This window comes from Haloplanus natans DSM 17983 (assembly GCF_000427685.1).
In the GTDB taxonomy this organism is placed as follows: domain Archaea; phylum Halobacteriota; class Halobacteria; order Halobacteriales; family Haloferacaceae; genus Haloplanus; species Haloplanus natans.
In genome coordinates this window covers 1,447,652-1,460,560 of sequence record NZ_KE386573.1, presented here as the reverse complement: position 1 = coordinate 1,460,560, position 12,909 = coordinate 1,447,652, and the positions used below count along the sequence as shown (strand labels likewise).

The 12,909-nt window shown below is 57.7% G+C and carries 10 protein-coding genes; 4 read left to right on the top strand and 6 right to left on the bottom strand.

Annotation, left to right across the window (positions count from 1 at the left end; translation table 11 throughout):
* Positions 1–209: 209 nt before the first annotated feature.
* From HALNA_RS09640 to HALNA_RS09630, 3 genes are all read left to right on the top strand, one after another.
* The gene (locus HALNA_RS09640) at positions 210–428 is read left to right on the top strand and encodes a hypothetical protein (protein WP_049936169.1); all 219 of its coding nucleotides are present in this window, start codon (positions 210–212) and stop codon (positions 426–428) included.
* Positions 429–768: 340 nt separating this feature from the next.
* Positions 769–2,832, top strand: coding sequence for an outer membrane protein assembly factor BamB family protein (locus HALNA_RS09635; RefSeq protein WP_169719033.1), 2,064 nt, complete (start codon positions 769–771; stop codon positions 2,830–2,832).
* Between the two features lie 546 nt (positions 2,833–3,378).
* The gene (locus tag HALNA_RS09630; protein WP_049938026.1) at positions 3,379–4,389 is read left to right on the top strand and encodes a tyrosine-type recombinase/integrase; all 1,011 of its coding nucleotides are present in this window, start codon (positions 3,379–3,381) and stop codon (positions 4,387–4,389) included.
* 66 nt (positions 4,390–4,455) lie between these two features.
* Here HALNA_RS09630 and HALNA_RS09625 read toward each other — a convergent pair whose 3' ends face one another.
* Positions 4,456–5,571: a tyrosine-type recombinase/integrase gene (locus tag HALNA_RS09625; RefSeq protein ID WP_049936167.1), complete on the bottom strand. Its 1,116-nt coding sequence runs from the start codon at positions 5,569–5,571 to the stop codon at positions 4,456–4,458.
* Between the two features lie 969 nt (positions 5,572–6,540).
* Here HALNA_RS09625 and HALNA_RS09620 point away from each other — a divergent pair.
* Complete coding sequence (locus tag HALNA_RS09620) at positions 6,541–7,539, top strand: tyrosine-type recombinase/integrase (RefSeq protein ID WP_049936166.1); 999 nt, start codon at positions 6,541–6,543, stop codon at positions 7,537–7,539.
* Between the two features lie 168 nt (positions 7,540–7,707).
* On the opposite strand, the gene HALNA_RS09615 is transcribed toward HALNA_RS09620, so the two are convergent.
* The 5 genes from HALNA_RS09615 to HALNA_RS09590 form a co-directional block, all read right to left on the bottom strand.
* On the bottom strand, positions 7,708–8,226 hold the full coding sequence (locus tag HALNA_RS09615) for a hypothetical protein (RefSeq protein WP_049936165.1): 519 nt from the start codon (positions 8,224–8,226) through the stop codon (positions 7,708–7,710).
* Positions 8,227–9,383: 1,157 nt separating this feature from the next.
* On the bottom strand, positions 9,384–10,469 hold the full coding sequence (locus tag HALNA_RS09610) for a tyrosine-type recombinase/integrase (RefSeq protein ID WP_049936164.1): 1,086 nt from the start codon (positions 10,467–10,469) through the stop codon (positions 9,384–9,386).
* A 783-nt stretch (positions 10,470–11,252) separates the two neighbouring features.
* Positions 11,253–11,507 carry a type II toxin-antitoxin system HicA family toxin gene (locus tag HALNA_RS09600; protein WP_049936162.1) on the bottom strand — a complete coding sequence of 85 codons (255 nt, stop codon included), beginning with the start codon at positions 11,505–11,507 and terminating at the stop codon, positions 11,253–11,255.
* A 5-nt stretch (positions 11,508–11,512) separates the two neighbouring features.
* Entirely contained in the window at positions 11,513–11,785 is a 273-nt protein-coding gene (locus HALNA_RS09595; protein WP_049936161.1) for a type II toxin-antitoxin system HicB family antitoxin, read from the bottom strand.
* A gap of 87 nt (positions 11,786–11,872) precedes the next feature.
* Positions 11,873–12,889, bottom strand: a complete 1,017-nt coding sequence (locus tag HALNA_RS09590; protein ID WP_049936160.1) for a hypothetical protein — start codon at positions 12,887–12,889, stop codon at positions 11,873–11,875.
* Between the last annotated feature and the right edge of the window lie 20 nt (positions 12,890–12,909).

The window sequence follows — 12,909 nt, the reverse complement described above, 5'->3', positions numbered from 1 at the left end:
GTGAGGAGGGCGTGGCGGGAGTCCCGCGAGTGAGCGAAGCGAACGAGGGGGACTACGCCACGCGCGTCGAGTGAACGAAGTGAACGAGACGCGCGTGGCGGGATTCGAACCTTGCGTCGGGCCTGACGGCCCGACTAACCACCGCTCGCTTCGCTCGCGGTGGCGCGGTCGAGAGGTACGGACCCTCTGGCGTTCGACGGGATCAGACCATGTCCGACGAACTCGAACCCATCGAACCCGACGAAGCCGTACAGATGTACCTGCACGAGCGTCGTCCCGAAGTCGCATCCTCGACGCTCCAGTCCCACGAGTACCGCCTCAAGCACCTCCTCCGATGGTTCGAACAGGAACGTGTAGACAAGCTCAATGACCGATCGGACGCGACGTGCACCGATACAAGCTCTGGAAACAGGAATACGGCGACTTGAGCAGTGTGAGGCTGAAGTTACCACGACGTGGCCTTCACTCCCATCACGAACTCTCGAAAGATCGACTCACGCTAGCTCTGAGAGTCCTCCAGTTCCGTTCTCGTATCCGTCGACCCCCGACAGAGGGGCGCTTACTCAATCCCCGAAACTACGATGTGGACCTCTCACAATTGCTGTCACAGGCACTGTTTAGATTAGGGGCTTTCGAGGTGGTCCCAACTTCACAGGCTTATCTAAACACTACCGCTGTCACACGGGCATAACTTTTTGAGTGGAGATTACCTTGTCTCTCGATATTACGGGGGAACTAACTCGTCGGCGGATACTGTCATCGATCGGTGTGACACTCGGCTGGACCACCGTCGCCGGACGCGTCAGGGCACAACAGCCCCCTGATAGGCTCGTCTACGTCACCTCCGAGACGGGAGAGTTAGTCGCGTTCTCCGCAGCCACCGGAGAGCGACAGTGGGGGTTCGAGTTCGCGACCAATCCCGAGATAGTATCTCAGAAGGGGGGACCGCCGCTGGTCTGGAACGGGACCGTCTATCTCACTGCCCAGGGACGATTGTACGCCGTTGATGCTGCAACCGGTGACCGAGAGTGGGTGTTCGAGGGGCGAAACGGGGGTACAGCCTTGCCGACTGTCCACGGTGGGGTCGTCTACCTCGTGAATTACGTGGGGACTGGGACCGCTCTCCGAGAACAAGGGGATCTTGAGGCCCGGGGGAATGGATACCTGTACGCGCTCGATGCCGAGACGGGCGAACAACTGTGGCGGACGGCCAACCCGATGCTCTCGATCTCGTGCCAGGCGCCGCTGGTATACGACGGTACCGTGTTTGTACTCGGGGGGACGCTGATCGGTGGGACGATGTCAGCGTACGATGTCGGGACCGGTGCGAAGCAGTGGGGGCGGGTGTCTCCGTACGGCGACCTCCAGCTCCGCATTCCACGGTACGGCCCCGTCGAAGTCGACGGGATCATCTACATCATGGGGGCACAGGGTGGGATCTTGGGATTCGACCCGGACACGGGTGAGCGTGTCAGCCGTGCGGGGGCTAATGGAACACTGGTAGACACGCCGTACACCCCCTCTCGTGGGAAGTTGTCGGCCTACGGGAGCACGCTGCTCTCCGCTGACGGGGACAGGCTGGATCGGTTCCTGCCGGTGACCGAGAGTGAGGAAGATGTTCCGGGCACGACACAGGGAGGGGTGTACCCGTTCGATACCGTCGGGGAACTGGAGGGCGTGAAGTCCTCGTTCGCCGTCGGGCGGCCGGCACTGGGACGGCATCCATATTTGGTCGTCGGGGCCAAGCGATTCGAAGGGGACGGCGGTGCGGAGGGGGCGTCCAACGCTCGGTTCCAAGCGACGTCGATGAATCCGGCGATCGCGGCCCCCGACCCCGAGTGGACGTACGAGCAACCGGCGCTCGTGAACCCGACAGTCGCGGGACGGACCGCGTACATCGGCGGCGCGGAGCTCACCGCGCTGGACCTACGAGATGGGACGGAGCGGTGGTCGTCCGACGCGGTGGAGAGTCGCATCGTCACGGCCCCGACTGTCGTGGCGACCCCGAAGCGAGGTCACAGCATCGACGAGCGGATTCGTCATCAGACACTCAACCACCACGACATGCTCGGGACACGTCCGGCCTCCTTCCGGGTGAGTGGTGGCCAACTCTCCGCCGCTGGACTCGCGCATGGGGATGAGTACCTGTTCCCGGGCAATGACATCGAACCGCGGATGTACACCGCTGACGAACCGCGGGATGACGGGTTAGCGTACGCCACGTATGACAGACTCGTCGGTCAGGTCGACGCTAACGGCCGGATCGTCGTTCCCCGGGACGCGCTGGAGGCGTTCCGAGCTGAACATGGCGAGACCGCTGGTCTCATCGTTCAGATCCACAACATTGGGGGAGAGACGGCCGAGAAGCCTGTCGAGGTGACTCTCGGAGAGATGACATTCGAAACGACGATTCCCATTCAGGGCTTTGGCATTGGGTCACTGTACTTGTTTGAGAGTCGCGCGGCGACGCCCGAATATGTCCGGTCGGGGAGTGCGACCACTTCGGCGAAGACGTATTTTGGTGGAGCGGCGCGCATCGACTTCCCTGGAGAGCAACTGCTCACTGACGATCCTACTGAGCTAACGGTCTCGACACCGGATCACGAGCGGACGATTCGATTCGAGGGTGTCGCGTCGAACGACACTCCCGAAGAGGCTGCATCCCCGGAGCGTACCGAGTCGTCGACCGAGCAATCCGAGCCAGTAGACAGCGCAGAGCAGGAGACGACTGGCGCGTCTGGACCTGGACTTGGGGTCATGACTGGACTTACTGCGATAGCAGTCGGCGGATATGCCCGCTCCGCGTGGAGAACGCAACACGACGAAGAGTAGGGTAACTCGATTCGACGGTTTCGATGTAACGTCCACACTATCTCTCCGTGTGCCAGCCGTTTTTCAAGAGGTGTCGTTTTCACTGCACTGTTGAAAGCAGTACGTCCGCCAGAAGATCCATAGCGACGTAGCGAGCGAGGCGATGGACAGCTACACCCATGAGGGAGTACGGCGCTCTACGAGGAGATACCCGTGCGCTTACTTCCCGTCCGGAGCCTCCAAGATCCGAATCTTCGTTTCCGGTCCCATCACGGAACCCTCCGACCGATGGCATGGAACGTGGTAGGAGAGGGTTCGATACGAACGCCAGACTGAGCCAACCAACTCGACGCGGGTTCGACTCTCGCTGCTCGGTCAGAAAACGGGCGTGGCGGGAGTCCCGCAAGCGAACGCAGTGAGCGAGGGGGACTACGCCACACGCGTCGAACGAACGGAGTGAGTGAGACGGGCGTGGCGGGAGACAGGGCGTGTACCGGGAAAATTGGCCATTCAGGCCGGTGCGCGTGGTCGGGGTCGATAGCCATGCGGTTCGCCACCGAGCGAACCATGAATTTGGAACCAATCGAACCCGAGAAAGCAGTCGAACTGTACCTCGCAGAGAGAGAAACCCAGTACGCGGACGCGACAGTCCGCTCGCATCGGTCGCGACTCGGCCACCTAGTCCGCTGGTGCGAGGAGAACGACATCGACAACCTGAACGACCTCACCGGTCGGCGGCTTCACGAGTACCGCATCTGGCGACGGAACGAGGGCGACCTCTCCGTGGCGAGCGAGAAGACCCAGATGGACACCGTGCGCGTCTTCACGCGGTGGCTGGCGTCCATCGACGGTGTTCCGCCCGAACTGCATCAAAAGGTCCAGTCACCGAGTGTCTCGGCGGAGCAGAACACTCGGCACGTCATGCTCGAAAGTGAGGACGCCGAGGCGGTGCTCGACCATCTGGAGAAGTACGAGTACGCCTCCCGCCGGCACGTCACGCTCTCGCTTCTTTGGCACACGATGATGCGTCGTGGCGGTGCGCGGTCCCTCGACGTCGAGGATTACCAGCGAGAGGAGCAGTGCCTGTCGGTCGTCAGTCGCCCGGAGACGGGGACCCGAATCAAGAATGGCAAGAACGGCGAGCGGCTGATTGCGCTTTCGGATCGGATGTGTGCGCTCCTCGACGACTGGATTCAGAACAAGCGTCCGGACGTGACCGATGAGTACGGGCGCGAACCGCTGCTGGCGACTGCACAGGGACGCGTTTCGAAAACCACGATTGCGCGGGCTTGCTATCAATACACGCAGCCGTGCAGGTACGACGAACCGTGCCCGCACGACCGTGATCCAGAAACGTGTGACGCAGTCCAGCACGGGCACGCATCGAAGTGTCCGTCGAGCGTCAGCCCGCACGCGATTCGGCGGGGAAGTATCACCTACTCCCTGAACCAAGACGTACCCGAGACCGCCGTGGGCGACAGGGCAAACGTCAGTCAAGAGGTCCTCGACCAGCACTACGACAGGCGCACCGACCGCGAAAAGATGGAACTCCGCCGGCAGTATCTCGACGACCTCTAAGTCCGCCTTCAGCCGAGAACTATTATTTTTCTCGTTGGCCAGTCGCTGCGTGCTGCGGAGCAGGAGTCACGTATACCCAGTGTCGCCTCCCTGCACGTCGTCGAGAACTTGCTGGCGCTGGCGCATTTTGTCCTCCTCGGATCGGACGTCGTAGTGCTGGTCGATAATCGCCGGCGAGACATTACACCGCTCGCTTACGGTCTCGACTGGGACGCCGGTACGGAGGAGTTGCGTAATGTACCCCCGCCGAATCGGGTGGGGTGTGACGCTCGACGGGCACTGTGCGACGCTGTCGCGGTCGGTGGCCGCTTCACACTTGTCCGGGTCACGGTCGTGTGGACACTCAGTATCACGGACACAGGGCCGTGACCACCGGTAGATGTACGTTCGTATCGTTGAGCGGGCGACGCGACCGTGTGATGTCGCGAGGAGCGGCTCCCGCCCGTACTCGTCTTCCACGTCCGGCCGTTGGTGCTGCAAATAGTCCTCGATAATCTTGCAGGCTTCCACCGAGACGGCGATTCGCCGCTCGCCACGGGATTTGTTCTTGATTGGAGTATCGGACTCCGGTCGGTGCCGAACGTCGAAGTGGGGCGTCTCAGCGTCTGGATGGAAGTCTCTGAGGTCGAGCGCTCGCGCACCACCGAGTCGCATCCCCGTCTCGGCAAGGGTGAGCCAGCAGATGTGGTCGACGGTGCCATACTCGTACTGCTCTAAGTACGTCAGTATCTCTCGGGCCCGCTCCGCGTGGAGCACAGTATCGCGGGCGTTCTCGCCGGCTTCGAGGTCCGGTGAGTCGACCTTGCGATAGAGGTTGGGAGTCACTGCACCGATGCTCTCACACCAGCGGATGAACACGCGAAGTGTGTCCATCTGGGTCTTTTCGCTGACAGTCTTCAAATCTTGCCGACGCCACACGCGAAATTCGTGGAGATCACGGGCAGTGAGGTCGTTGAGATTGTCGATGCCGTTTTCCTCACACCAGTCGACCAAGAATCCGAGCCGCGACCGATGAGAGGTGACTGTCGCTTGCTGGCAGCCTCGGACCTTGTCGTTTAGATAGAGTTCGAGCGCGTGTTCGGGCGTGGTTGGTTCGAGTGGGTCGGTGGTCTGATCCAGCAGGTCTGCGAGGCGGTCTTCGAGATTTGCCTCCCCCGCGATATCGGGGACCTCGTTACTCATGGCTACCCCGAGAGATCCCCTGTTTTGTTGGCCACGCTGTCAGGAGATTCACTACACGTCGTGGCAAGAGATTCGTCGGACGATCCCCTGCACGGTACCACTTCGATCGTCGGACGATGTCGGCGGCTAGCGGACGAGGTGCGGACGTTGCTGAGGATGAAGATCTCATATCTGAGCGTTAATTCCGACACCTAAATACGGTCCAATTAATTGGGATTGGTGGAATTGGCGGAGTTGGTGGCTGAGTAGAATAATTGGTGAATCCTGTTTCGAAACACTGTCGCCTCCAGTTGGACTGGTGGCTCGGGCCTCTGATATTTGTATGCACACACCCGAGACACGAGGCTACTCGCTAACTCAGTAATGGCTCGCGCTGTTAGGCCTCCCAGGGCCACGGCTCTGTTAGTGGAAGTGATCGCAGCTACCCTGTAATTGGTACTCCCGGAACTCTGATGTTAGCAATCCCGGGATTGCTGATGATGGCAAACCCAGCATTGCCAATATAACGGGTGCCGCAGAACGGGTCACACGCACCCGTGTTTGATTGGCCTGCATCGTAAGTGCGGACTATGAACAATATACAGCGAGGTATACTTGGTGTTCAGGTCACTCTCGTCGGCTTGCTTCTCGGGACGGTGTTCGGAGACGTGTCTCCGTTCGATATCGTCGCACTCGTTCTCGGGATTGTTGGTACGATCCTCGTCTTGATTGCTGTATTTGATATCTGAGTCGAGGTCTAACGAAGATTGAGATAACCAACTAACGGACAAGACTCATCCGAACAGCTGTCTCTCCAGCTTGGGGAGGAACGCAGATCCGTGTGGAGAGTTCTATGACGCTGTAAGACTGAGTTGTTACGAACCGTACGAATTACGAATGGGTTGGGGCGGGAAGATAACGCACCGCGCTGGTTCCCTTCGCGCCCGATTCCAGGCGTTTCGAGCTTTCTAACGGGACTCCAGAATACCCATGGTATCCCGAGAAGTCAGGCTAGAACCGATTGAACCCCGAACCGCGCAGCAACTGTTCCTCGACCACAAGGAGACCGAATGCACCGAGTCGACGGTGCGCAATCATCGGTATCACACGACCAAGTTCGTCGAGTGGTGTGAGGAGAACGACGTCGACAATCTGAACGACCTCACCGGTCGCGACCTCCAGGCACTCCGGCTCTGGCGCAAGGAGGAAGGCGACATCAATCTCATGACGCTCAACAACTACATGTGCTCGTTGCGCGTCTTCATCAAGTGGTGTGGCTCCATTGAGGCCGTACCGGAGAATCTCTACGATAAGGTGATGGTGCCGCGGGTCTCACCCGAGGATCAGCAGGCCGACGAGACGCTCGACGCCGAGACGGCCAAGGAGATTCTAGCGTACCTGTCGACCTTTCACTACGCCTCAGTGGAACACGCGATGCTGGGGCTCCTCTGGGAGTCCGGAATGCGGATCGGCGCGGCCAACGGACTGGATGTCGACGACGTCGATCTCGCCGAAGAGCAGTTACAACTCGTCCACAGGCCCAGCGAAGGGACGACCCTGAAAAACGGAACCGGTGGTGAGCGACCCATCGCCATCACCTCCGATTTCGCCGACGTGCTCGACGCCTACATCGAGAGAATCCGGAAGGACGTGCCCGACGACCACGGGCGTGATCCGCTATTCACGACCTCTCATGGCCGAATGTCCCGGACGTCGATACGCCGGATCGTGTACAAAGTAACCTCACCGTGTTTCCGGAACGAACCCTGCCCGGACTGTACCGAGACGCGCTCGGCGCAGTGTCCCGAAGCCGTGAATCCGCATGCAGTTCGCCGAGGGAGTATCACCCACTATCTGACCCAGGACATCCCCGTCGAGGTCGTGAGTGACCGGATGAACGTGAGTCGTGACGTGCTCGACAAGCATTACGACCAGCGCACTGAGCAGGTGAAACTAGAGCAGCGACGGGGGTATCTCGAAAATATCTGAGGCTCTGTCGGTGCAGCGGATCCGGTTTTTAGAGTAGTATGTGCTATAGAGGTACTCTGTATGTAGTAGGATCCGCGTACTGAATACAGAGGATGAGTCCAGTATGATGGCTGCATTTATTGGCATATCGACGGGAGTAGCCAATGATTCAGTAACTCAGTCATCTGCTTATGAGTCCTCAAATCGTCTGTGTTCTGGACCGATATCTGATATATCCCTATCAAATTCTGAGTAGGAATCGGCGCCGACTACATCAATTTTCGATCGCGGAAGATGCCGACGAAGGGCGAGTTCAGAGACATCTGGCATGTCTTCCTCTTCAAAATGATTCAAAATAGTCACAAACTGATCAACATGGTCAGAAAAAACCTGTTTTATCGCTGGGTCAATAGCATTTGACGAGCTGTCAAATTCTGATTCCAATGTTTGCATCATGTCAATAAATTTGTCGTCCTTGAGAGTTCGAAGATCACGTATGAACTGGCCCTCTTCGTGAGGAGCATAACTCTGAATATATTCTTCGAAATTGTCTACCAAGTTCTCATTAGATCGATTGAGTGCCCTTAGATAGGTCTCACCGCTCTTTCCCTGTTTGGTATTCAGATCCAAGCCCTCTATATTCTCAGTATAGTCTTCTTTTAAGATATCGATAAAGCCCTCATATTTGTCAACATCTATTTCGTCCACTGCTTCTGTATATATCGAGGATAAGGTGCTTACATGAGCGTTTAGACAAGGTAATAAGGCACGTCTGAGCTCGCTGCTCGTGTCCCGTTGATCACGACGAGCTTTCTCCAGGAAAGATTCTCTAACGATCACAGCAGTTAGATAAGAAACTACAATCGATGGCGTATATATCACAGTGAAGTCACGTATTCGATCTGCGCTCCCAGTTTGAGGATCCCATACCCAGTTGTTAGATAAGAAGGGAAACATGGCGATGAGACGGGGTAAATAGGTGGTCCCGAGCCAAACGACGACTGATATACACAAAAGACCAGCGAGAAGTGAATTTGGCCATCGAACAAAGCTTCTGAGCAAGCTTTCATTCCTATCAGAAATGTATTCTTTAAGCCAATCACGGGCCATGTTTCTATGCTATACCTCTTTGTATTTCAGTGCTTGCAGGGAATAAGATCAGAGGGGTATTCTATCCCAGTAATTCAGACTTTTGACTTCGGTTTGTCCTACATTCGGGCCCTGTATTCAGCAAGCCAGTCAAAACATGTCAACAACTGTGCATCCGGCATGATTCTGCTTTCATGATTGGATTTGGGGCGTGAGAACCTACAATACGGTGTTTGAATACGTATCGATCCGTTTCACAGCCATCATAATCGGATCCCGACGCCGCAAGAAAGAATCACACAGACCAGAGCTCGCCAATATTGGGCCACGGAGCCAACAGCCACAGCAAGCTCCCAAGCAGCAGTATTCGGAACAAGACGGCAGCAAAGCAGGGACGGCGAGGAGCGAACGATACGGAGCCGACCATCCAGACAGTCGTTGTGAGTTTCATAATCGGTTGCTGTCGGGCGATTCGATGGGAAAGTCGACGGGACTGCGCACGGACTGGCTTCAAAAGCAGTGATAACACGGCCGAAATCGGGGCGGTCCGTGCCGATCGCTGAAAATCTGGGATGCGTACACAGAAACACAGATCCGGTAGACACGCAGACTGATTTCGGAAGTAGACCTCTTCTTGCGGGCGTACAGACCGATTATGAACAATCAATAGTCGGCGCTATCAGTTCGAGCCACCGTCTTCGCCGTCCTCACGCTGCTAGACCAATTATGAAACACCACCCAGACGTTCCGCTTCTACATCCAGTATGCAAATCGCATCAGCCATCATCTTCGTCCACCGGCTGACCACCATCCGTCATGGCGTACTGCGACATGCTCGCTTCGAGCGCTTCCCGCCGACGCCGTGATTTCCGTTCTTCCGTTCGCTGGTCGTAGTACTTGTCCAGAACAGGCACGGAGACGTCGACGCGGTCACTGAGCAGCTCCTTCGGAAGGCCGGCGTCGAGCTGGGACATAATCGCCCACTTTCGGAGCGGATGTGTACTGAACGAGGAGGGACAATTGGCAGCCTCGGCGTTCTGTGCCGCGTCGCAGTCGGTAATCTCCCGGTCGTGGGGACACTCCGACGCGTACTCGCACGGCCGACTCAGCTTGTAGAAATCCCGTCGAATAGTCGTCGTCGAGATTCGCCCGTTGGTCGTCGTGAAGAGAGGATCGCGGTCGAACTTGTCGGTCACACCGTGACGGTGGTGGTCGATGTAGGCCTGAAGCAGGTCCACCAACTCCGGCGGGATGTTGATGATTCGCTCGCCGTCCGCGCCGTTCTTCAGGGGTGTCCCGTACGCGTCCGATGATTCAGGACGGTGCTGGAGATGGATGACTGCCTCCTCTGTCTCCAGGTCGTCGAGGTCGACTGCTCGAAGCGCCCCGAGTCGGATGCCGACCTCGGCCACGAGTTCGAACTGTGCGTGACGTCGGGAGGCGTATTCGAAGCGGTGATAGAACGAACGGATGGCTTCGACCGCTTCGTCCTCGGGGACGTCGGTGCGGACTTCCTCGTTAGGTGGCACGTTGGGCAGTGGGACGCGGTCGGCCAGGTCCTCCTCGACGGCGTCGATGGTCTCGCAGAACCGGAGGAAGCGTTGGATAACCGCGAGCGTCCCGTTCAGACTGACTGTGTTGATATCGGTCTCGGACTTGCGCCAGGTCTTGAACGCTACGAGACCCCGCCCACGGAGGTCGGTCAAATCGGCGATACCTGCTTCTTCCGTCCAGTCGTGGAAGATGTTGAGCGCGGAGCGATGCGTGCGTCGGGTCGCCGTTCGGAGTTCGTCGCGACGGTGTTCGAGGTACCAGTCGATCGCGTCTTCCGGTGTGATTGGTTCCAGTTCTCTGCCGGCCATCACCTGCCTCGATACACCCCTATCGTAAATACGGTCCAATTAATTGGGATTGGTGGAATTGGCGGGGTTGGTGACTGAATGGAATAATTGGTGGATTCGATTCAGGAACGTCGGCTTCTCGGACAGGCTGTTCTATTTAGCGCCGGTCTCTATTTGCTATCGGGTGGTTGGTGTCATGCTATTCGCTGTTTCACTTGTGGATTAGGTCGTGACCCGGCGATGTGTCGCCCTGATGAGTTACGACTTTGCTTATCGAAGTGATCCCGGTGATCCAGTAATTGGCACTCCCGGAATCCAGATGTTGGCAATCCCGGGATTGCTGGTGATGGCAAACGCGGGACTGCTAATGTTGGCAGTCCACGATTATATACGGCCTCGAATTGGGGTTCACCATGTGCATCGAGATTTGGAACTGCGAATCAAAGGCCACCTCTACGAGATTACGGAAGTCAACGAAGAGGTGCTCGGGTCGGAACAGGGGCTGCCAATGTCGGTGAGTGGCTACGAAAAAACACTCCGGAGTGTCGCTAACTGTGGGAATAGTGAATTGGTGGATCGGGTTGCAGAGTCCATCAAAAAGCACATTCGAACTCACGAGGATCGCCCGGAAAACCAGACAGTGCGTCGGGACGCGCGAATACTCCTCACGGAACAGGGAATCGCTCCAGACACCTATCTGAACCGGGCTTGAATCTGAAAGAGTCAGAACGTGCTGATATCCTCAATTAGTGATTACAATAGCCAAGGGACCGCTATGCGTCGCCAAACTTCCTATCTAAGAGTTCACCGGTTCCGATCGATCCACCGACAGAACTCTTCGAAGTCCTTGGCGCCTGCGTCGTCGGCGATATCGTGGAGCGTCCCAATACTCACGCTATCGTGATAGGGAACCGAAACAGTGCGGGATTCGATATCTGATCCATCGGGGTGTTCCCACTTGAGGATGTAGTGATCGCCGGCGATCCGATCGACCCAGAAATTCCCCTTGTTGCAGAGGACCTTGACGATATCCTTCCCGGAGAAATCCCGCGTGACCATTCGAATTACTTGAGAACGTCCGGCAGCTCGCCGCGACCCGGCGTGTTCTCGTCGGGATCGATTCCGAGTTCTCGCAGCTCCTCCTCGGTGGGTTCATGCCCACCGTCGTTTTCGATCGCGTCGACGACGGCATCGAGATTTTCGAGGGCCTCGTCTCGCGTCTTGCCTTGAGCGGACACCTCGACTTCGAGGTCTCGGGCGGTCCAGGTCCCGTCCTCGTTGTGGGTCAGGGTGATTCGCGGTTCCCGGCCGGATCCGTGCCCGGAATCGATACTCATGCCCATATGTACATGCGGAGAACGGATAAATTCCCCTTCCTCTGTGAGCCCGTGCATCGGTATTCCGAGCGAGTTCCATACGGGCGCCTACTCGGCCCACTCCAAATCAGACGGGGCGTACGAGTACTGTTTGATTCCCCCGTCGTTACAGTGTGATTCGAGGGCACCCGGAAACATCTCTGGATCCTCAAGCTGTCCGGTGTAGACCACCGACACCGTCTCGGACCCGGAATCATCTGCACGGGCGACTACAATCGCCTCATCGGGGTCATCGTGACTCGCTTTGACGACCCGATCGCCCGGTGTGAACGGATTCTCGGCGAATTCCAAGTTCGTGTGTTTGTAGTTGTACAACTGGATGTCCTGGTCGTCACAGTACGACGAGAGAATGGCCGGATCGATATCTCGCCAGTTGCTCGGCCCTTGGTCGAGGCTACTGGGGAACGCAACACACACGGCCTCACCGTCCATCGACTGACCGTAGACGCCCACATCCTTCTCCGGAGGCAGGACCTCGACAACGACCGCCACAGACGCGTCCTCATCACCGGACTTGATGACACGATCGCCCGGCGAAAACGGATTCTGTGGCTTCTGATTCATGTGAGCCGTGTTCGGACCGAGATCCATTAGCTCGTTCATCGGGCGAGCAGCGAGGTGGTCCAGCTTCGTCGGTTCGTCGCCCGAGTACGCTTCCTGGGTCGATACTTTCGACTTGAGCGTCTCGACGCGCTCCCAGCCGAGGAGGATGAGCCCGTCCTCGTTGTCCCGATGCCACACCATCACGATGATTTCGTCGTCGGGGTCCTGGTCGAGGAGCTTCGACGGTCGGAAGGCGGAGACGTCGCGGGAGGTCTTCACGTCGATTTCGTAGCCGAACACCTCGAAGTCGTAGGCCGAGAAGCTCTCCGGGTTGCACTTGCGAATCGCCTCCTCGTTTTCCCACTCCCACATTTCGACGGGGAGGTACTCCCGACAGAACTGTTCGAACGCGAGTTCCCCGAGGTTGCCGCGGCGTTTGGTGGGGACGTCGTCGGCGTCCTGCTTCACGGCTTGGTGGTGGGCGCGTTTGCGGTCGACGTCATCAGGGGTGTAGAGGTACACTGTGTTGACATCTGAAAGTG